This is a genomic window from Sporosarcina sp. Y1009, from assembly GCF_057669865.1.
In genome coordinates, this window is record NZ_JBYHFO010000004.1 from 69,027 (window position 1) to 89,825 (window position 20,799).

The following is a 20,799-nucleotide window of genomic DNA, read 5'->3' on the forward strand; positions in this document are numbered from 1 at the left end:
TCCTTATAGACCAACAAACGCCCAACCTTGCCGCTCTGCTCGGTCTATGTTGATTAGTTTAATATTTCCCATTGTGATTTCTTCGCGAACAACCGCCTTTTTCATAACAAATTCGTCTTTGTCCATGCGGAATACCTCGTCATCGGATCCTTTGGAAAGGTCGGTAACACCGTTTTCGTTGTAATAACCCGCAAAGTTACCTGGAGTCATTTCAGTTAGTTCTGTCTGAAGACCGTCTTCAACCTTGATAACCTTTAAGCCGCTCATGTCCATTTTGACGTTCGTGTTATATACTTCACCTGTTCCGATTGTCCAAGGCAATGCAATTGTACCGATGTTGAGCATCAGCCCCGTGATAACACCAGCAGCTTGAGCCGCGCCGTACATTCTCAACTGAATTTCACCAGTAATAGATTCAAATGTAATTGAATGATTCTCGTATCCTGAAATAGTTTCATTGTGAGCATAAGAACGTTGAACGAGCGTGGCATTATTCTCAAGTATCCGAATATCAATGTTGCCAGCAGATGTCGAATAGTTATCTTTTTTGATGTACCAAGATAATGTATACGTTTGATTCGGGATAATGTGTATAAATTCCTCAGTTGTAAGCATCTTGTCCATACTGCTTACCGTGAATCTAAATCCTGCGTGAAATCCTAGCTCTTCGAGTTCAGTCCCTTTGGCAATGTCTTGCCCCGCTTCCCTATTTTTCACCCATCCAGAATAATCCCCGAACCCTGTTGAGTTCTTAATAGGATTGATGCCCCCGCTAGATTCAAATCTTGCTGTAATACTAGTTGAAAGCTGTTCTAATTCTGAACTTTGTTGAAAAGATGCTTCGTTGATTCGTTCAATTTCATCCTGAATAGCCTCAATGTTTTCGTTGGCTTCATCCAGGTCTTCAATGCCAGCTAAATCTGCCAAATCCTCAGTATTCGCTTTCTCTCCAAGTGATAGTTCAAATTCAGTAGAAGATAGAACCGTCCCAACAATACTAGACGGCGTAACCAATAATTCTGCTTCTGATAATCTCATTTCTACTGCTTCAATAAGTTCCGTAGCATCTTCTGGAGCTGGAGACCAATCTGTAGCTCTATTGCCTTTTTCTATTTTCAGATTTTTAATATAAATTTTTGTGGTCTTCACTTCTTCACCATAAAACTCAATTCTAGCCTGTCCTGTATTTGTCAAGGATTCAGAGATTGTTATTGGAGCAGAGACTCTTTCCCATTCGTCAGTAATTCCCGCAAATGTTTTGCTTGCAAGTGGATACTTAGGAGTACCGTTTGATCCATATACGCGAACCCGCCCGCTTGTTCCATCTGTTGTGGTTACTTTGGTATCAAAACTTATCATTACTGATTTTCCTACTAAATTTTCAAATACACTATTCAAATTCGTTCTATAAACTCCATAAGCTGAGCCGCTAGAAAGACCTGGAGTTTCCCATTCATCAGCAGAATTCAGAATTAAATTCCGCGCACCAATTTCTAGCGCATCAAAATCAGCCTGGGATGCTTTTAAGCTAATCTTTCCGACCTCTGTAACAAGGTTGGCCGCCGTCATTCCATTAATACGGGATGTTGCATCAATAACAATACCTGTTGCACTAATGGCTCCTGCTGTTGTTAATTCAAATGTCTTAGCGCCCGCCGAGTTATATCCACTAATTCCAGTGCCATCAATAACAACGCCCCTATTTGATGCAGTAGATGTGCGCGTTGAAATCTTAGAGGCATCAATAACCCCCGCCATTAATCGCTCTAAACTCATTTGACCCGCTGTTATATTAGAGGCATTTAAGTTCTGAACCTTAATGAGAGAGGCATTTATTTCGCCACTTTTGATATTACTAGCGTTCAGATTGATGACGTTAACCTCTCCAGCGTTTAATGTCCCTGCTGTAATTCTAGTGGCATCTAAATCGGTCGTTTGTACAATGTCCGATCTAATCTTTCCGACAACTGCTGAATTAGCAAATATCTCATTTACATTTAACTTATTAGCCGTTATCGAACCCGTGATTAATTTGTTACCGTCAATCATCGTACCTGCTGAACCGTCAGCATTGATGAATGAAACAACGCCTTTTATATCAACCTTCGCCGCGCTAATCGTAGCCGCTTCTGGCGTTAAATTAATAGAGGAGACAACGCCGTCTTTCTCAACTCGCAAATCAATTTCATCAGCTAGTTGTATGATAGCAGACTCCGCTAATGTCATGCGCCCGTCAGCATCAACCCTATTGCTTTCAACAGTTGAACTAATGCCATCCACTTTAATATCAATAGCCGCAACTTGGTTCTGTGTTCCTGTTAAATCGGTTCTAATCTGGCTGACTGTTGAATTGATTCCATCGGCTTTTACATCAATCGCTGCGACCTGATAATTGATTGAATCAATTTCTCCCGTCAAATCATCAATATCAGCTTCAACATCCTCAACTCGTCCAGATATGCCAGTATAAGAAACGTCTAATTGAGCCATTTTATTGCTATAAACCGTAGTGTCAACTTTCGTGCCAAGCTCCGTATCAACCTCAGTTTTGGTATAGGTTTCGGTCTTTTCAGCCTTCGCCTGAATTAATCCCTCATGAACACTTAACGCTGTTTCATTGATGGCGAACCTATCGCTAATATTTGTCATTTCCCCATCAAATTCATTTTGTGTAACTGCACCACTAATAACACTTACATTTAAACCGCCCGCATCAATATGATCGGTACTAATCGCTCCTGCGTTAATATGACCAGCCATTATTGCATTGGCCGCAATCTTATCCGCACCAACAGCATTAGCTGCAATCGTATCCGCAGATACCGCACCCGCGACTAACTTTTCCGTTGTTATGCTGTTAGCAGAAAGTGCATTTGTCAAGATGGATTCTGGAACAATTAAAGATCCGTCCACAACTGAGGCAGTCGGGACGGTTACATGGGTTCCATTCTTATTTAGAAATACGAGTAAATCATCATCATCGAGAATCGGAAAGGCATTTGACCCATAGAACGAATTTGGATCCGAGTACTTCCAATATATATAAATAAAATCAGTTGCACCATCGGCTATATCAAATACTTCGCCCCTGTAACTGATGTTTACTTGGCTCCAACTGATATAGCCATTTGTTGGCGTGTCATCTCTAACTATCATCGTATGCTTCTCCTTTCATTAAAAAATAAAGTGAGTTGCTACGTTTAGCTTGTCTTCAGCAACTGAACCCGCGCCTAACTTTCCACCCGTAATGGCTCCATCAATAATATTTCCTGCCTGAACCGCGTTGTTACCAATTTTTCCAGTAGTTACCGCACCCGTTGCTAATTGAGTTGAGCCAACAGCTCCACCTGCTATCTTGCCTGTAGTAACGGCATTGTTGCCCAGCTTCCCCTCCGTAACCGCACTATCAGCTAGTTTCGTAGAATCAATTGCTAAGTTAACAATTTTCTCTTTTGTTACCGCATTCGCAGCAATCTTTCCCGATTCAACCGCATTACTTGCAATCTTTGCAGTTGTAACAGCATTTGATCCAAGCTTAACCTCTGTTACCGCGCCAGTGCCAAGTGCATCTGCCAAAACTGCACCTTTTAAAATCTTACTAGATGTAACCGCATTATTCCCTAGCTCTGTTGAACCAACTGAACCGTCCATCAATGCGCCACCAGGTGTCATCTTACCAGGCGACATAGTAACCGTAAATGTACCGCCTTCGTTTACCCCAATTAAAATATCATCCTGCGTTAATGTTGGTTTTGTATTCGATGTTTCTAGTTTTGTTTTATCGGTTGCGCTAAATTTCCACCAAACGTATTTGTCTGCTGTACTCGCTGTTGGAATTGTATACGTAATTCCTTTGTATATGATATTTAAGTCAACCCACTCAACCGATCCAGCTGTCGGTTTATTGTTATTGATGACATACCCGTCAAGCATATGCGTAGCAATATTCAAGTCCGATGTATGGATTCGATGCCCGCCTTGTTCTGTTTCTTTCAATACATTAATCCGATAGCTTACATCATTTAGAGCGCTTTCCATTTCTTGGTGTAGTGAATTCCTTACCTCAACAAACTCATCTGCAATAATAGAACGTAACCAATTCGATAGTAAATTTTTAATCATCAATAATTCCCCCTATTAGAATATTAAGTGTGTAGCCCATTTCATCTTTTGTTCGCTAATCGCACCTGCTTCAATCTGATCTGTTCCGACCGACCCAGGCGCTAACATATCTTGAGTAACAACTAAATTCTCAAGTTCTTGTTCCAATGTATTTGCTTTTTCTTCAAGCTCCGCAGCCTCACGCCGTAGATTCGCAATCTCATTGTTAATATCATTTGTTCGATTGCTAAGTTCGTCCAATATTTCTGTTTCTACTTCAGCAACTTCAGCATCCGTATACTCTTTATAATCAACTTCGATGCCATCGCGTAATTCCTCAAGCAAATCGTCAATCTCAGCGCCTAATAACGCTAAGGGAACCCAAGCTGTGCCGTCCCATTGCATCAAACGGGGAGGATTAACTGACGTGTCCCACCATAGTTGATACGTTGCATAATCTGGCGGATCTAACTGTCTTGGTATTTTTGTATTTTCAAGAGCTTGCTCGATTTCTTGAATGACTTCATTCTCAAGCCGTTCCATTTCAGCCTCGACTTCGACCATCGCATTTTCAACATCTGCAACAGTCTCCGTAATGATTTCCAAGGCATTGCCAAGTTCGCCCTGGCCAACTCTAAGACGTTCAATTTCTTCATCAGTATTTTGCTTGTCGATGCCGTCCTGTACTTGCTTATCAGTCATAGATTGCTTCCTGGAGGCAATTGTAAGGATAGGCTTTCTTTTAGGAGTACGAGGATAATCTTTAACTTCAACAACCCGTGTATGAAATCCTAAACCTAAAACCTCATGAATTAAAAAAGCTGAATCTCCTAATGAAAGGGATTCAACTCCTGTTTTCTGTAGCTCATCGTATTCAATTGTGTATGAGATTTCTGGCGTATCAACAATACGTTTCTTGATATTTTCAAGTAATGAATCTGAGTTAGTAAAGCGTTCATCAATTACTGGAGGCGCATGTTTAATCCCAAAGATTTCAGCATTAGGCGATGTGTATTCCGCCTCTGCTAATAGCTCGCCCGTTTCCTCGTCCCGCTTACCGATACCTTTTATGTATGTAGAAAGATTGGTCGTATCAATGTCTTCTTTAATATGTTTAATGTTGTGTTTCCAGCGCATTTGTTGGTTGTTATCCGAGCCAATCCGTTCATAGATTTCTAAATGCTTATTATTCGTATCTATGTATTCAAAATCATAGTCTTTCATATTGCGATTAAACAACTTAAGGGAGTTTTCATTCCCAAAGTTCTCATAAGATACATTGTCAAAACTACCAAACGTGGTAAATGTGTAACCCGTTCCCGCTAATGCATGGGATAGCGCTTGGTGTATCGTTAACACTCTTTGACCTGGGATCACGTCATAAACCCAATTGTCTACATTATCAAAGAAAGTATGCAGAGCCGTTACTTTGATATTGACAACCCCGCTGACAACTGACCGCTCCATCTTTTTTATGCGATAGGTAGCGCCATCAACCTTAACTATACTTTCATAATCAATTAAAGCGAACGCCATTTTTCCCCGTTCAGTATATCGTACATCCATCGTAATTAGATGAGTGCCGTCAACGCTCTTAGTTCGCTCAACAACGCCATGATGTAGTAAAGGTAACGTCTCGCCGCTTATATTCGTAATGGTAATCATAGGCAACCTCCTTTCTTATATAAATAACGGTCTATATTCAAAGAGGACTTCGTAGTTGCCTGATGCACCGTATACTTTTATTGAATTACTACCTGGCGCAATCGTGACATATCCATAATTCGTCTCTTCAAATACGTTCACGCCGTTTTTGTATGGATAGATTCGGTCTAGTATTATAGTGTCACTGGCCGTAGTAGTCCCTAAATATTGCCATTGTGTATCTGTCGTTTCGTTAACAATTCGTAATTTGTTCGACTCACCCGTAAACTTAATTATCAATTCATGTTCGCGTGGATCCGTTTCTGTTACCCCAGGATTAAAGAGAAAGAACGATGGACTGCTAAACCTCTTGCTTTCCTCTTGTGCCGCTTCTGCATAAGGCGACTTTGACAGGAATGGAATCTCAAATTCCTTAAAGGTTGGGGACACCTCGTTATCTATAATGAATTGTGATTCGACTTGCACCCGCCATCTTTTATGAGGCTGTCGGCTATCAATCAATAACAGTTCCTCTTTCGGACTGAATAGCCGATAGACTTCATCTTTTTTATTATGAAAGTCCGTGATTGAATTTGCCTTTAGTCTGAACCTCGTTTCTATTTCCCTGCCTTGGTATAGCGTATCTAAGTGGGCGATTCCGTCCATCCCTTCAATTTCATCTGGACTATGGTCGGGCGATAGTGATCCTACTTGAAAGCTCAGACACTTAATCCCGATTGCTGCCAAATCAACTGGATAGCCCCGCCTAATGACCGTTAACTCCATTGCTTCACTCCTTTCTTGCAAAGAAAAAAGAGCCACATTTATGTGACCCTCTGGTTTGTTCATATTTAATTTAAACTTTTATTTTGTGTCTATTCTCTCTTAAGCAATGTAATTGGTGATTCAGTACTTACAGACATCCCCTCAGTTGGATCATGAAAAAATTCAGCATCAACAAAACCTTTTCGTTTCATATTATATATAGTGTCAAAAAACACACTAAATAAATCTAAGCTAGGATTTTTCCCTATAACTTTCTCTTCTAAATAGCTAAAAGACTTCCCGCCTTCTTCGCTCAATATCTTTATAACTTTATCTTTCATCGTTTGCTCTCTAACATTGGCTTCAATTTCTTTCGATTCCTTCAGAAGATCCAACACTAAATCTTTCACCTCAGTTTTAGAAAGATTTTCTGTGGGCAAATCTACTAAATGGTCAGAGATTGCGCTACTTATTTTACTATTTATTTCTTCAGACATATCTACCCCATTCGATTTTCTGTCTACTTGTTCGCGCATATGACTAACTGTTTCTTTTACCATACCAAAAGTATCTGCGTACATTGTGTTAAACATTTTCTCTAACTTTTCAACATTATTATTAATTTTATTCGACGATTCTTTTACTTCATTAGATGAATTGACTGACATTCTATAAAAAGTAATAGAGAGCCAAATGGCTAATACTCCGATTACGATCGATGCGATTCCCGCTATAAGCGATATAATCTCTATCCAACCAATTGAATTTTCCATAGCGCTAACCCCTCTGCCATATAATAAATCTATTATAGCAGAGTTGCCCTTAGGAACTAGGAAAAATTTCATACTATTTAAAAAGAGTCGCACTAAGCGACCCCACTTGTTCATTTATCTTAAGAAATAGTTATGTTTTATTATTAAATATTTTAGTCAAAAAGCCTTCATCAGGATAAACTATTTTAGCAAATTTGACTGAAAACTCTTCGATTAATGTAATAAAATTTTCAATAAAATCATCCCCCAAAATAATTTCACCGTCTTCAATTTTAAAATCATAAGAACCAGAGCTTTTTTGGACAGATAGACTTGCTTGACCGCCAGTATGAACAAAACAATTCCTAATCCTCATCATGTCACCTATATAATTCCAACCTGATAGGTTGTTTATTTCATCAAAACCATCGTGATATAGAAAATCTTTCGCGATTCCAACGATGCTTTTATCTGCTGCATTGCCTGCTTTTACTTGATTGTTATGTGTGTTATACCTATCTTTTCTACCTTTTATCAAACAAGCTGTTTTAACAACATTTTCAATAAAAGCGCAAAGTGCAGTCAAAAGTGAAATCCTCATGATATTCCTAAATGCACCGTACTTTCTCTCTTCCGATAGCTGTTGTAATATCTTTAAATCAAGTAGTTTAGGCTCTCCATTCTTAGGTTTCTGCATGTCACCTACATTTGATATGATATTCCCTAAGCTATTTTCGATATAAACATTATACTCTCGAAAATATTTGATGTCTTCAAGTACTGGATATGAATCTGCAGCCATTGTTAATGCGAGGCTTTTATATGATTCATTGATGTTTTCATTCATTTATTAATCTCCTCCCCTATCACCTATAATTCGCTAAAAAAGAGGGGATTCCTTTAATATCTTTAATTCAATATTATTTTGTATCGTAATTTGACCTACGACCCGTTTGTTTGTAGCCAGCCATCAACATTTTTAAATCAATGCTGGATGAATGAACATCGTCAATTCTTTCAGATACACCCTCGCCCACTTTATCGCTATCCAAGTAAATAGGGATAGTATATTGAACAGGTTTTCTTTCACTATCTGATTTAACTAACTGAGCGACTAAACTCGTTAACATCTCAACATTTTCTCTCAAGTAAGTTACTTCGTCATTGCCCTTCTTAGCATTTGATAATGGGGAACTTCTTCGCCCGCCATTAACCCCTAACATCTTACCCGTTAACGCCAGTAGTTTCATGGAGTCTGAACGGCGTTTTGGATCTGTTGGACTAGTAAACCTTTTCAATTTTCCAAGGTCGCCCCAGCCAATCCCTTTCGCATAATAAGGAACCCGAGATAGTAATTTCTCCGTCTGCCTATTCGGCAATACCTTAGTACCTCTAGGCATATCAGGGATGAGTGTATCTGTATCAGGAGAAAGAAAGGATAATCCGCTAGGTAATGTGATTAATTCCCTTCCAAATCTATCACCAACAATAGCAGCACCCCCTGGGTGAAAGTTAGTACCCCTAGCATACGACGCCAACCTACTAGCCTCGCCAGTTGTGCGGATATTAACCGTCTTCGATACTGGCGCGCCCAAGTTTTTGTTTAGACTAGCAACCGACGGGCTAGTCTTAATTTCAACGCCTTTATAAATTCTTTTTTCTGCAAGGCTATTCATCTGTCCAAGTGTGTCCTTAGCTTTATTAAGCTTATTTTGTTGTTCATTAATCTTTCTATTTTCTTCGTCATAAATACCTGGACCAAGTTTTTGCTCTTTGTTTTTCTTTTCCAAGGCTTGTCTCGATTTATCAATTTCATCTTGTTCCTTTTTGATTGCGTCGATTGACTTGCCTTTTTCTGAGTTGATACCCTGTTCATAAAGAACCATTTGAGCGTATTCTTCAGTTAGCTCGTCAAACGCCGCCAACTCCTTATTAGTCTCCTCTAGGTTGGCTTTGTTCTTCTCTAGCTTCTTAACCAAGGTTCTCTCTTGTTCTTTCAACTCATCTTTAGTTCTCATTTCTGTAGCAACAACCTCATCCAAAACATGAAGTTCTTCCATAATCTTTTCTTTTCTTTCTTCTGATGCAGTTATACCTTCTTTTTCTAAACGCTTTATTTCAAGCTTTGCGTCCATAATGTTCTCATTACTTTTAATAACATCCTGATTTATTCTATCTTGATCTTTAGTAGCTTTACGAATATCTGCCGATAGGGATACACGTTTGTCTAGGTTTTTATTATGCCTATCCATTTCCTTAGTGATTGCTTCATATGTTTCAATGGTCAACATATCGCGTTCGATTTTATTTAGTTCTTTTAATTTGTCAGTGTTCTCAGCGTATGCGTTACCTTGTTCTGAAATAGCCGATACCGTTTCTGGGGATTTCTTTACAATTTTATCGTTAATTTCTAAGAACTCGTTCATTTCATCATTAGTAAGTCCAGATTTCTTAAGTAGTGCATCCTGCTCATCTGTTATTTTCTTGATTTCTTCGTCTGACTTCGCATTTTTCAACTTGCCCATCGTATCCATGTAACGTAATACTTCATCCGTGGAAAGCTTATTTTTGTGTTTCAATTCATCAAATCTATTTATTAGTTTGTCTGTTTCATCAATCTCATCTTTGCGCGCACTGATTGAGTCAACTGTATCCTGAAGCGTATCTTTTTGCGCCTTACTAACCGCGTAGATTCCAGCAGCCAAGGCTCCAGCACCAAGAATCGCTAATCCTATTGGTCCAGTTAATACTGTAAAGATACCAGCTAATGCACCAATGGCTGGCGTGGCTGCCGCTGCTCCTGTTGTTACAACCGCAATAGCTCCTGATACTGTACCAAATGCTGTTAATATCGCACCAAGTGCACTAACTAAGGTTCCGCCGATAACTAGCAATGGCCCGATAGCTGCGACTATACCAGCAATTGCAAGAATGACTTTTTGTGTACCCTCATCCATTTCAGCGAACTTCTCAACCCAAGGCGTTATTGCATCAACAACATCCATAAGGAATGGAACCAATATGTCACCAATTGTAATGGCTAAATCCATAATTTTATTCTTAAATATCTCTAGCTTAGAGGCTGTTGTATCATATCGTTGTTGCGCTTCTTCAGCTAATGCTGTATTGTTTTCCCATGCCTCGGATGAAATATCAACTGCTTCACTTAATAACTCTGAAGCTCCTGCCATACGCAACAATGTATCTGTTTCATTAATACCTTTAATTCCTAAATCATCAAGAATGCCGTTTAGGTTTTCGCCCGAATCTCCCGATTTACTTAATCCTTTAACAAATGCATCAAGTGCCTTAATCGGATCCTTCTTAAAGGCATCTGCAAAATCTTTGGAACTCATGCCCGCCGCTTTGGCGAACTTTTTAAGATCCTTGCCACCTTTACCAACTGCGTTCTGAATCTTTTTCATCACCGTTGTCATCGCAGTTCCGCCCGCTTGGCTAGATATTCCAAGTGAAGACATTGAAGCTGCAAGTGCCATAATGTCAGATTCCGACATACCTACCTGTTTACCGATTCCCGCTAACCTTTGCCCCATATCAACAATATCTTTCTCAGTTGTCGCCATATTGTTACCAAGACCAACTACGCTGGATCCCAAACGTGAAAAGTCCTTTTGTGACATACCAATAACGTTGGCGAATTGGGCAAAGGCTGTCGCTGCATCATCAGCTGACATGTTTGTTGATTCGCCCATATCAATCATGGTTCGTGTAAAGTCTAGGATATTGCCCTCTTTAATGCCAAGCTGTCCCGCCGCTTCAGCTACCTCAGCAATATTTGCCGCTGAAGTGGGCAATTCTTTAGCCATGTCACGGATACCTATTTCAAGTATTTTAAAGCCTTCTTCTGAAGTATCGACCGTCTTTTTTACGCCAGCGAATGCTGATTCAAAATCAATACTTGCTTTAATAGCACCTCCACCCAATAAAGCTAATGGTGCTGTTACATTTGTCGATAGCTTTTTCCCAGCATCTTTCATTTTTCCGCCAGCATCTTTTAGTTTGTTGCCAAACTTAGTCATCGCTTCACCAGATTTATACCAAGCGCTATTATGTAATGCTTGCTGTTTTTCAAATGCCTTGAATTCGTCTTTAACCTTGCTTAGTTCTCTGCCAGTTTCTTGGTACTTGGCGATGTTTTCGTTTACTTTTTGTGCCGCCGCTTCTGCCTTGGCCGAGTTTTCGCCATATTGTTCAACCATTTTCGCATGTTCTTTACGGGATGTTTCAACAGCTTTTTCTTGTAACAGATGTCGCTTAGTCAAGCCGTCAATTAGTGTTCCATATTTCTTGGTAGAGGTATCAGCGCGGTCAAATTGTGAAAGATTCGCCCGCATCTCGGTATTAACAGATTTAATTTGTCTAGTTAATCCCGTCATCGACTTATTTACTCCGCTTGAATCCAAATCTACCTTAATAATTAAATTTCCTATTGGTGAACTCATCTATCAACTTCCTCCTTTCAGTAGTTGATAAAAATAAAAAAGCCACTCAATGAGTAGCGTTACTTTCCAAAGGCGCTAAATAATGAACGCCCTATTTCTTCCTTCTCTTCTTCAGTTTCTTTGTTCAATACTTGCATCAAATAAAACAAGTCTGCTTCATAGATTTCATGCATTTTATATCCACTATCCAGCAGATATTTTACTAAGGAATCAAATGATTTCTTTTGTGCTTTCCATGTGTAATCAGTTTCTGTTAGGGCTTCTTCACCCCTGTAAGCTTTGGCTTTGCGTTTCCCTCGTCGCCGCTCATTACTGACGAAAGAATACTAACCATTCGACTGATTAGTTCGCTTGCATCCGTTCCATCAATAAATTCGTCTTTAGTGAACTGCTTTCCGTATAATTCAGATGCAAAATTAGCTAGTTCATCAATAACGCCGCTATCAATGCCTTTGTCGCCCGCCTCTTGCATTTTCACGCCAAGGTCAATGGCTTTCTTTATGAGCGACCCCTTTACGAATATTGGATAGGCATAATCTATGGTAATTAGCTCCTGCTTTTTTTCATCAATTCCTGTTACTAATGTGATTGTTTTATTTGTCATTTCGATTAATCTCCTCTATATCTCTTTTTATCGTTAATGTACTCAGCTGAATTCATTAAAAAAGAGGGCTACAAATAGCCCCCGCACATTACTCTTCTTCTAGTTCTGAGTCAAAGACCCACTGTAGTTTTGAATAGTTTTTGCATGAACTTTTCTTTAACGCCTTCCTCGTCACCTTTTTCAACCTCTGCAAGAATTTGTGTAATATCATCAGATTGACGAGACGAGAACTCTCCCTCGATTTCATCAGAACCAAACTCAATAGAATCCTCTTTTGTTTGTCCTTCTGTGCCAGGTAGTTTGAACATTCCTTTAGTAAGTCCAACCAGTTCAGAATCTCCGTTCGCTTTGTTTTGCTGAAGCGCAACCGCAACATATGGCGCTACAACTTGTGATTTCTGGATAGTAAGTCCGTCTTCTTCTTCAAGACCTAGTAAGTCCTGTTTAACCGATAAAGGCAATGCGTGAAAGCCCATAGTTAATGTTGTAATACCTGTTGATGTAGCCATTTCCGCAACTGAATCGTCACCGTATGCCTTGATGATCTCCTGTTCTGTTTCAATCCCGACAGATTGAGCGAATGGTACGTGAACAGGCTCGCTATATGTAGTCCCGTCCTTGTCATCTGTAATCAATTTTGCATAGTAAAATCCTGAGATACCTACTTTAGATGAGTATTTCGTTGTCATTGTTATTAGTCTCCTTCTAATTTGTATTGTTTTTTGGCATAGAAAAAACGACCTACATAGTTGTAAGTCGCTTCCTATTCATTAATTAAGATTTTGCCGTCATATCTACGCCCGTCTCGTACCATTTCAGTATCGGGATCGTATTCAAATATTGGCGTTGATTGCTTAAAGTTGATACGTTTCATAAGCCGATTGATATTTTGTGCTATGTAAAACGGGCTTTCTTCAGCCCAGCAATCAATTTGAACAGTGTAATCCCAGGCTAGTTGCTTATCGTCTGCGTATTCTGTTGGTGTCATACCTAATACTGTAATACGAACGATTGGACTCTTTGCTTGGAATTCCTCGGGAACGTGATACTGGAATACGTGACTTTTCGGAACTAGCTGTATAAGTTCAATGTCATTCGTAATCAATTGGTAGATTTCAGCGCCGATGTCTCTTGTGTAAAGTTCTTCGCTCATTTGAACACCGCCTGAACTTCAGCTAACATCGCTTTTTCTACGTCCTTAGCCGTGGTCTTAACAGCTTTAGTCATGAACGCTGATGCACCTTGAGAAATCGTTCCGAACTCAATCCAGTGAACTCGATAAGATACCGCTTTAGAGAACCCGACAGCGACATATGACTCGCCTGTACCTGAATCCGTTCTATTATTGGAAATGGATACGCTATCCTTTGCAAATGGCAGTTTTGATCCAAACATACGCGACCAGGGAACTGTTCTTTCTAGTTCTGCCTGGACTACCTTAGCGCCAGCAGTGTTAGCCTTAAGCGTTGCCTTTCGCATATCTGCCTCGGTCTTTGCAAGGCTTTGAATTAGCTCCTCTACGCCCTCGATTTTAACACTCATGGTAGAATCGCCTCCGCCATAACAACGGTAAAGCGACCATCTTGATAATCTGGCATTACACTTTTAACCTTGTGCATAATACCGTTAAATTCAAGTTGCATCTTGTTATCAATCCCAGGGTACTCACGAATAATAACTTTTATTTCATGCTGCGTATTATTCTGTACCGCCGTCTGATAATCCCGCATCCATACCGTATCAATCGCTGCAAAACACTCAAAGAACTTAATTAGTTTCGGTTTTCCTGGCATACCGTTCTCAGATACCGTTTTCATTTCAAAGAAGGCAACTGGATGCTTTAGTTTTGAAAAATCATAGCGCATCATTCATCAGCCTCCATATGAATCTTGGGATCCCCGCGCAATGCTTGAATTGAATGCAAAACACTATAAGGAGCCTCGGAAAGACGAATATCACTGATTGCCAACCTATTTTCATAGAAGAAAGTCGTCAGCATTGTAGCAGCTTTAACAAATTGAATGTTTCCTCGTATGTAGTCCTCGTCAATTTCTGAGGATGTTGATACTGCATCTAATACAGTCTGCGCCGCCCAATCCATGTAAAACTCAATCAAATCATTCTCCAAATCATGATTTAATCTCAAATGTTTCTTAATTAGGTTTATATCTAGCATCAGCTCCCTCTCCTTTCAGGGATAATGAAAGGAGTTGCCAATTAGCAACCCCCTAGTATGTAGTTATTCAGCTGGAACAGCTGGCTCCTCAGGCTTGAAATAAACAACAACAGCCGCATCTTTATCAGCAATACGAACGTCTTGGCGAACAGAAGCCATGATACCAGTACCAAATGCCATATAATCAGTCCATTGAGCTTGATATTCGCTACGCTCGAACAATGTAATTGCAGATTTCAAGTCACCAACAATGATTGGATGTCTGCCTGCTTTTGATTTCAGTAATTGGTCGCTTACAACATCAATCGGAGTACCGAACAATTGTTTCCCAGATGGAGCTGTAATTGAATTCTGTAGAAGGTAGTTACCCGCACCGTCTTTCAATTTGTCTAGCTCGTTATAAGCAGATTGGTTCATTAGAGCAACTTTGTTCGTATAATTCGGGGATACCTGAAGATTAAGCACGTCTTTGATTTCATCAAGATTGCCCGCGTTCACATTCTTAAATTTAACGTTCCCGCCACCTTCGCCTTGTGTACCGCTCTCAATCGCATTAACAATTGCCTTGTTACGTGTAGCAGCAATCAGTTTTCCGATATACTCACTCAACTCAGCAAATACGTTTACTTTTGCATCTTCAACCAACTCCTGAGATACACGGAAAAAACCTCTGTGAGTTTTGATCTCGTAGCGTAATTCAAAATAAGGACTAACTGCTAGTTTTGGATTATCTTCTAACTCTTCAACTGTTGGCAATCCTTCAAATGAGCCAGCACGAATAACTGGATACTTACCAGAACCGTTAGCAACTTTTTTCACGTTTACATATTTGTCTAGGTTAAATTCCGCTGCTTGAATCTTATAAATCTCGTTAACTACTTCATCTGGAACTACAACAAATCCAGAATCTGTTTTAAGGTTGTCACCGTCAATTGCACGTGTTTCGATAAATTTTTCAAACGCCTTACGTTCCTCGCTTACTTCTTCGCCTGTAATAATACGTGTTTCTTCCATGTCTGCATCTTCCTTTTCTTTGTCAGTTTTTTCTTCCTCGTCTTCGTCTTTTTCAGCTTCAGCCGCTTCTAACTCAGCAACCTTTGTAACTAATCCATCAATTGCTGCTTTGATTTCGTCTAGCTCGTCCTTTAGCGCTCTTGCACCTTCCAGGTCGTCTTTTTCAAGAGCGGCCTCTGCTTCTTCGCGCTTTTCAGCGAATAAAGAACGCTTTTCTTCCAGCTCAATCTTTTTTGCTAATAAGTCCATTTTCTTTAGTCTCCTTTTGCTGTTTTTTTGCAATAAAAAAATGACCTACGGTTATCCGTAAATCATCTTGAGTAATGCTAATTCAATTTGTAATTTCTCAATGTCCTGAGTACGCTGTTCTGCTTGGTCTATCGCGCCTTTATGCCCCTCGATACTTCTTAAGGCGATAGCAACATCCGTATCCCTGTATGCGGGCGTAGATGTCAACGTAATATCAGTTAGTTTTCTAAAAGATGTCAGCGTGCGCTTATAAATAGACCTTTCTTCGTCAAACTGAACATCATCGCCACCTTCATTCAACAGAAAGCCGAACGAGCATTGACTAATGTTTCCGACCTTGATGTTCTCGTATAAATCTCTTGCATATGTAGTATTAGGCAATTCACATCTGAATTTCAATCCAATATCATCTACTTCGAGCTTTAAGGTTTCACCGCCGACCCGTCCTAGAATTTTTGATGTATCATGGTCGATTAACGCCATACATTCGGATGTGTCAGCGCCTTCCATTGCTCGCTTGTCGATAGATTCGATAAAACCGCCTAAATCTTGGCTCCAAGTGCCGAACTTGAGGGCGTAACCCTCTATTCTCATGTCGAACTCTTTATCTGTTCGTAGTTCAACAGAATTAATATGTCGAATCTCTTTCGTCATCATAGATCACCTCCTTTAGAGGCTTTTGAGGCTCGCGCCATCTGGTACTCTTCAATCTGATCAGTGGTAGTAAAATTTAATGAAACAAAATGCTTATCAAACATTTCATCATCTTTCTTTGCTTTGCCGAACTCTTCCCTAGCTTCATTTAAGCTAATGATTCCTGAATCTAGTTTTGATTTAACATTTTTAACCTTAGTTTCTGAGTCAATCATGTTGTAACTATCCGTATCGAATTGATATTCAACGCGCTCAAGCTCGTCCTCATCAATTAACTTGAATGAAATTTCACTGATAATGGATTCCAGATAACTTGTTAACGTATTGATGAGATAGTCCATTGACATGGCTTCTGTATTCATATTTGCTGTTTCCAAGCCGAACCGATGGCGAGGGATGCCAAATACTTTTGCAACCTGTACGGAACTGTGATTAGACGTATTAATTAGCTTTAGAACCTCTGTATCAATTTCAATCGGGCTGTAATCCATCGTTTCATCTAATACAAGTGTTTTGTGCGCCTGATCTGAACCAGCATTTGCTTTCTGCCATTCCTCGCGCAGCTTTTCCCGCGCTTCTTTGGATAGAGTAGCGCCTTTTACTGTGAGGATGCCGCCGTTCTGCGTTCCATTCTTAAAGAAGTTATTAAGAAAGCGTTTAGAATCCCGTTGTGTACTGATGTCTTCCTTTAATGCTGTTAATGGACTAATACCTTTGATGCCATCCATAGAAAAGAACTTGAAATGTAATACATCGCCCGCCGTCACTTTTCTAAACTTGTTATCTTTTACGCGGATACTATAAATCAGCTGAAGACCAATTTGTTCATACTTAACATCACTGTTCTTAACGTGATAAAGTGCTTTAATATCGCCGTTCTTATTTCGTACAACTTCAACAAAGGACTCGCCATTTAGTAAGGCATTGGCAACCAGAATGAACTTGAGTTGATAGCCACTATAGAAAGGATTCGGTCGAATGTTGAATAACTTTGTTAGCTTATCTTTTGGATCACGTGCGCCACTAAAATGTCGCTGAATATGAAGACTTGCAATATCAGATGCAATCATTTGAACAGCCGACCAAATATCGCCATTCTCCAAACTAGATGCGTTTGTGTATGTAGCACCTAATCCTGTAAAGCCAGGTAACATCATGACTAACGCCTCTTGCTCATCTTGTGTAAAGCTACGCGTTTCCCGCTTAATGAATAAACCCATATGCTTGTTTTCACCTCCTTAATTTGCCTGTTTCTGCTCATTACTTAGGATTAAGGCAACGATGATTAGCGCTGCACCTACTGCAAAGAATCCTGCAATTGTAGAAAACAAGAACACTGCAAAGACAATGAATCCTAGACCGCACATAAATAAAATGCCGCTTAAATTTGCCAATAAAAATAGACCCATCAATTTCGCCAGGTCTGTTAGTACATTGATATTCACTTTTCCACCTCTTTAATTTAGAATCCAAAATCTTCACTAAGGATATATTTTTCAACATTAATCGTATTGTCAAACTCGTAGTACATCGCTTGAGTGAACGCTGTAATTATGGCGATGATCGGATCTATCTTTTCCCTGTTCTTTTTCTTGTCCAGCAAAATATTCGCGTTGTTGTCATAGCGAACAATTGCGTTGTTAATAGCAATATTAATGTTGGGATTATTGTTATGGATGATGTCCTGTTCGTATACTTCAAGCCTGAACCGCTTCAACGGCTCCGACATGCTTTTATAGTTCTGAGGAACTTCAATAAATGGTAGCTGCATATCTCCGTGTTTCTTTTCAAACTCTGCCAAGAATAGATCAGCTCCCCAATCATCGTACATAACTCCCTTTACATTTAGATTATTTTCTTCGATAGTCGTTACAAGATGCTTGATAATCTGGCTATAGTTAATAATTCCGCTCTGTAAGTTCGTAATAGTTGCGAATCTTTCTTTTTCAAGTAATTCATAATCTATCTTGTCCCGCTGTATTTTCTTCTCTAGCCCGCCTTTAGTAGCGACGAATACATGAGCATCTACGAATAGCTTTTTGTCCTCCGTTGGAAAAATAAATCCTAATGCTGCCAGATCGTCTACTCGCGCCAAGTCAATTCCTATGTAAACGTCACGCCCTCGAATATCAAACTTTTCATCAACCGCACAAGCTTCCCAATCAGATGCTTTAATGTAACTGTCTTCGCTCGCGGATTGCCATAGATTAAAGTTCTTAACGAGCGTGTCGTGGATTTCGTTCTTCGCAATTGCCTCTGTTAGTTTATCGGTCAAGTTTTCTATCATAATCTCGCGTAGGCTTTCAATTTCAAGAAGAGGATTCGATTTAATCCACATATCTATATCGTGAACTTCTTTCTCGTCATCCTGTTCCGCTACAAATGTAAAGTAAGTATCATTGTCTTCTTCACCGTTCAATATCTTTTGAATGTAACCATATTCCTGATACATCGGCCCATTAAGATTGAAGCCAGCTGTAGAAATAATTACTGTTAATTTATTTGGTTGTTGAATCGCTCCAGATTCCAATATCTCCATCATCGAGTTATCATTCGATGCCGCATACTCATCTAAGATGCCGAGCGTTGAGTTCAACCCGTCAAGACTAGATGTGTCTTTACTAAGCGCTTTTAAGATTGAATATGATGGAATGTGATTCAATTCAGTACGAACTTTTCGCACCGACTGCCTAACTGCTTTCGATTGACTCATTAATTTATCCATCTGTTGAACGACCATGTTGTAAACGATTGATGCCTGTTGTCTATTTGTTGCCGTACAATAAATCTGTCTGTTATACGCGGGATACTTACCGCCCAATAATTCATAAATTGCGATTCCACTTATAAGAGCAGATTTCCCGTTCTTTCTTGCCATACTTATGTATGCTTTCTTATATCGTCTACGTTCTCCGCTTTCATGCAGCCAACCAAATAATGAACCGACTATGAATTTTTGAAAGCTGGCTAATCGTAACGGTTCGCCCGTGGATATGTCGGGCAACAATTCTATAAATTGGATGGCTCTATTTGCCTCAGCAAAATCCCATATGTAACCGTCTAATCCTTTTATTTCTTCTAGGTGCTTCTTTGCTTGTAATGTGACCAAATTAGATGCGAGTATTTTTCCCGCCGCCACATCCTCCGCGTACCTAGTCGCGTAATCAATCAACTCCTCACCCCAATTTCATGCAATAAAAAAAGCGTCCATAAGTGGACACCTAATTGTTCTATGTAATTAACCTTTCAATAGCTTCATAATTGGATCCTCAAGTTCTTTTTCAGTAGGAACTACTATCTGGAGACGTGAATTAACTGTTAATCCAAGCTGACCGCATACCGCCCTGAGTTCACCCTGTACTTTTAAGTAAGCATTAAAGGATGGATTCAAACGCCTAGATGTTTCATTTCCGTCTTCGTCCTTCTCAATAAGTATCTGACCATTCTTTTGCAAGTCCAGATTCAATTGCCGCATATGTGCATACAATTGGCAATACGATGCAAGCATTGTTAAATCCAAACTGGCGATAGGCAACTGCTTAATAAGCGGATTGATACGCCGCCATTCATTCTTTGCTAAATAGGAAAGCCAATGCGGGGGATCTTCCTGAACCTTCTCAAAATCATCAAGCATTGCTTCCTCGGCTTGTCTTCTTGCTATTTCTTCCTTCGATATTTTCAGCTTACTTGCTACTTCTGGTGTCGTTATTTTCCGTTTTTTACTCATTCTTTTCCACCTGCTTCTTAATATGAATCAATTAGCTACGATTCGCCGCTAGGCGTTGATGCTACAACGATAAGCCTATATGTAGTGTAATTACTTTGTATATGTTCTATATCTAGTGTCGGAAAGTTGTGTGAACCGCAATATTTGCACAGAAAGTTTCGCACCGTCCTTACAAACGTGATACCTATAGGGTTCTTGGACATGGGGGATATGTTTGTACTTTTCTATTTTCGACTAAATTTGATTTTCATCTTTTCGTATTTGTGATTTTTTTATGTTTTCTACTTTCCTAATTTCGTTACAATGCAAGAGAGAAGTTCTAGTTTCATCTGTTTTCATTGTTAGGTAGAACCTCTCTGCTGAACTGTATATAATGAGTTCCTTCTATTATATAAGTTACATTTCTTTATCAAGAAAGATGGTGCTATTCTTATTTATTGTGAATTTGTATTCGTTGCATTTAGAGGATTCTGCTATTATCTTTCCATCAGCATATAGTATGCTAGTTTCAATACAGTATGGTTCAATGAGGTTTATCGCCGCCAAGCTTTGCATACTTCTACTGGCTTCTTCATATGTCATCGTTGTTTCTCGGGCTAGTTTTTCTACTTGCATTGCGTAGTAGGTTAACCCTCTGCTCATCTTACTGA

Annotated in this window: 20 protein-coding genes; all 20 read right to left on the bottom strand. The window is 39.6% G+C overall.

Features of this window, described 5'->3' with window-relative positions; translation table 11 throughout:
* Nucleotides 1–3 precede the first annotated feature (3 nt).
* On the bottom strand, nucleotides 4–3,156 hold the full coding sequence (locus AC25Y1_RS06275; protein ID WP_488147104.1) for a hypothetical protein: 3,153 nt from the start codon (nucleotides 3,154–3,156) through the stop codon (nucleotides 4–6).
* Between the two features lie 18 nt (nucleotides 3,157–3,174).
* Entirely contained in the window at nucleotides 3,175–4,122 is a 948-nt protein-coding gene (locus AC25Y1_RS06280; protein ID WP_488147105.1) for a hypothetical protein, read from the bottom strand.
* Between the two features lie 15 nt (nucleotides 4,123–4,137).
* Nucleotides 4,138–5,766, bottom strand: coding sequence for a phage tail spike protein (locus tag AC25Y1_RS06285; protein WP_488147106.1), 1,629 nt, complete (start codon nucleotides 5,764–5,766; stop codon nucleotides 4,138–4,140).
* 15 nt (nucleotides 5,767–5,781) lie between these two features.
* A complete protein-coding gene (locus AC25Y1_RS06290) occupies nucleotides 5,782–6,531 on the bottom strand; it encodes a phage tail domain-containing protein (RefSeq protein WP_488147107.1) in 750 nt (249 codons plus the stop codon).
* An 89-nt stretch (nucleotides 6,532–6,620) separates the two neighbouring features.
* A complete protein-coding gene (locus tag AC25Y1_RS06295) occupies nucleotides 6,621–7,283 on the bottom strand; it encodes a hypothetical protein (protein ID WP_488147108.1) in 663 nt (220 codons plus the stop codon).
* 130 nt (nucleotides 7,284–7,413) lie between these two features.
* Entirely contained in the window at nucleotides 7,414–8,109 is a 696-nt protein-coding gene (locus AC25Y1_RS06300) for a hypothetical protein (RefSeq protein ID WP_488147109.1), read from the bottom strand.
* Nucleotides 8,110–8,182: 73 nt separating this feature from the next.
* Nucleotides 8,183–11,725 (bottom strand): phage tail tape measure protein, encoded by a 3,543-nt coding sequence (locus AC25Y1_RS06305; protein WP_488147110.1) that lies wholly within the window; start codon nucleotides 11,723–11,725, stop codon nucleotides 8,183–8,185.
* A gap of 253 nt (nucleotides 11,726–11,978) precedes the next feature.
* Entirely contained in the window at nucleotides 11,979–12,329 is a 351-nt protein-coding gene (gene gpG, locus AC25Y1_RS06310) for a phage tail assembly chaperone G (RefSeq protein WP_488147111.1), read from the bottom strand.
* Between the two features lie 110 nt (nucleotides 12,330–12,439).
* Nucleotides 12,440–13,018 (bottom strand): major tail protein, encoded by a 579-nt coding sequence (locus AC25Y1_RS06315; protein WP_488147112.1) that lies wholly within the window; start codon nucleotides 13,016–13,018, stop codon nucleotides 12,440–12,442.
* Between the two features lie 74 nt (nucleotides 13,019–13,092).
* A complete protein-coding gene (locus AC25Y1_RS06320) occupies nucleotides 13,093–13,482 on the bottom strand; it encodes a hypothetical protein (protein WP_488147113.1) in 390 nt (129 codons plus the stop codon).
* Nucleotides 13,479–13,871, bottom strand: coding sequence for an HK97-gp10 family putative phage morphogenesis protein (locus AC25Y1_RS06325; protein WP_488147114.1), 393 nt, complete (start codon nucleotides 13,869–13,871; stop codon nucleotides 13,479–13,481). Before AC25Y1_RS06325 ends, AC25Y1_RS06320 begins: the two co-directional genes overlap by 4 nt.
* A complete protein-coding gene (locus tag AC25Y1_RS06330; protein ID WP_488147115.1) occupies nucleotides 13,868–14,197 on the bottom strand; it encodes a phage head completion protein in 330 nt (109 codons plus the stop codon). Before AC25Y1_RS06330 ends, AC25Y1_RS06325 begins: the two co-directional genes overlap by 4 nt.
* On the bottom strand, nucleotides 14,194–14,505 hold the full coding sequence (locus tag AC25Y1_RS06335) for a head-tail connector protein (protein WP_488147116.1): 312 nt from the start codon (nucleotides 14,503–14,505) through the stop codon (nucleotides 14,194–14,196). Before AC25Y1_RS06335 ends, AC25Y1_RS06330 begins: the two co-directional genes overlap by 4 nt.
* A 63-nt stretch (nucleotides 14,506–14,568) precedes the next feature.
* Complete coding sequence (locus AC25Y1_RS06340) at nucleotides 14,569–15,768, bottom strand: phage major capsid protein (protein WP_488147117.1); 1,200 nt, start codon at nucleotides 15,766–15,768, stop codon at nucleotides 14,569–14,571.
* 51 nt (nucleotides 15,769–15,819) lie between these two features.
* Nucleotides 15,820–16,422 (bottom strand): HK97 family phage prohead protease, encoded by a 603-nt coding sequence (locus AC25Y1_RS06345; RefSeq protein ID WP_488147118.1) that lies wholly within the window; start codon nucleotides 16,420–16,422, stop codon nucleotides 15,820–15,822.
* A complete protein-coding gene (locus AC25Y1_RS06350; protein ID WP_488147119.1) occupies nucleotides 16,422–17,642 on the bottom strand; it encodes a phage portal protein in 1,221 nt (406 codons plus the stop codon). Before AC25Y1_RS06350 ends, AC25Y1_RS06345 begins: the two co-directional genes overlap by 1 nt.
* An 18-nt stretch (nucleotides 17,643–17,660) precedes the next feature.
* The gene (locus tag AC25Y1_RS06355) at nucleotides 17,661–17,867 is read right to left on the bottom strand and encodes a hypothetical protein (protein WP_488147120.1); all 207 of its coding nucleotides are present in this window, start codon (nucleotides 17,865–17,867) and stop codon (nucleotides 17,661–17,663) included.
* 17 nt (nucleotides 17,868–17,884) lie between these two features.
* A complete protein-coding gene (locus AC25Y1_RS06360; RefSeq protein ID WP_488147121.1) occupies nucleotides 17,885–19,594 on the bottom strand; it encodes a terminase large subunit in 1,710 nt (569 codons plus the stop codon).
* 66 nt (nucleotides 19,595–19,660) lie between these two features.
* The gene (locus AC25Y1_RS06365; RefSeq protein WP_488147122.1) at nucleotides 19,661–20,149 is read right to left on the bottom strand and encodes a phage terminase small subunit P27 family; all 489 of its coding nucleotides are present in this window, start codon (nucleotides 20,147–20,149) and stop codon (nucleotides 19,661–19,663) included.
* Nucleotides 20,150–20,545: 396 nt separating this feature from the next.
* Nucleotides 20,546–20,791, bottom strand: coding sequence for a hypothetical protein (locus tag AC25Y1_RS06370; RefSeq protein ID WP_488147123.1), 246 nt, complete (start codon nucleotides 20,789–20,791; stop codon nucleotides 20,546–20,548).
* Nucleotides 20,792–20,799: the final 8 nt, after the last annotated feature.

Bases quoted from the DNA above. Each gene is read 5' to 3' on its own strand.
- AC25Y1_RS06325 (WP_488147114.1), bottom strand. From the start codon at position 13,871: ATGAGTGTTAAAATCGAGGGCGTAGAGGAGCTAATTCAAAGCCTTGCA.
- AC25Y1_RS06290 (WP_488147107.1), bottom strand. From the start codon at position 6,531: ATGGAGTTAACGGTCATTAGGCGGGGCTATCCAGTTGATTTGGCAGCA.
- AC25Y1_RS06370 (WP_488147123.1), bottom strand. From the start codon at position 20,791: ATGAGCAGAGGGTTAACCTACTACGCAATGCAAGTAGAAAAACTAGCC.
- gpG (WP_488147111.1), bottom strand. From the start codon at position 12,329: ATGACAAATAAAACAATCACATTAGTAACAGGAATTGATGAAAAAAAG.
- AC25Y1_RS06365 (WP_488147122.1), bottom strand. From the start codon at position 20,149: ATGAGTAAAAAACGGAAAATAACGACACCAGAAGTAGCAAGTAAGCTG.
- AC25Y1_RS06285 (WP_488147106.1), bottom strand. From the start codon at position 5,766: ATGATTACCATTACGAATATAAGCGGCGAGACGTTACCTTTACTACAT.
- AC25Y1_RS06300 (WP_488147109.1), bottom strand. From the start codon at position 8,109: ATGAATGAAAACATCAATGAATCATATAAAAGCCTCGCATTAACAATG.
- AC25Y1_RS06275 (WP_488147104.1), bottom strand. From the start codon at position 3,156: ATGATAGTTAGAGATGACACGCCAACAAATGGCTATATCAGTTGGAGC.
- AC25Y1_RS06340 (WP_488147117.1), bottom strand. From the start codon at position 15,768: ATGGACTTATTAGCAAAAAAGATTGAGCTGGAAGAAAAGCGTTCTTTA.
- AC25Y1_RS06335 (WP_488147116.1), bottom strand. From the start codon at position 14,505: ATGCTAGATATAAACCTAATTAAGAAACATTTGAGATTAAATCATGAT.
- AC25Y1_RS06315 (WP_488147112.1), bottom strand. From the start codon at position 13,018: ATGACAACGAAATACTCATCTAAAGTAGGTATCTCAGGATTTTACTAT.
- AC25Y1_RS06295 (WP_488147108.1), bottom strand. From the start codon at position 7,283: ATGGAAAATTCAATTGGTTGGATAGAGATTATATCGCTTATAGCGGGA.
- AC25Y1_RS06280 (WP_488147105.1), bottom strand. From the start codon at position 4,122: ATGATTAAAAATTTACTATCGAATTGGTTACGTTCTATTATTGCAGAT.
- AC25Y1_RS06345 (WP_488147118.1), bottom strand. From the start codon at position 16,422: ATGACGAAAGAGATTCGACATATTAATTCTGTTGAACTACGAACAGAT.
- AC25Y1_RS06305 (WP_488147110.1), bottom strand. From the start codon at position 11,725: ATGAGTTCACCAATAGGAAATTTAATTATTAAGGTAGATTTGGATTCA.
- AC25Y1_RS06330 (WP_488147115.1), bottom strand. From the start codon at position 14,197: ATGATGCGCTATGATTTTTCAAAACTAAAGCATCCAGTTGCCTTCTTT.
- AC25Y1_RS06350 (WP_488147119.1), bottom strand. From the start codon at position 17,642: ATGGGTTTATTCATTAAGCGGGAAACGCGTAGCTTTACACAAGATGAG.
- AC25Y1_RS06320 (WP_488147113.1), bottom strand. From the start codon at position 13,482: ATGAGCGAAGAACTTTACACAAGAGACATCGGCGCTGAAATCTACCAA.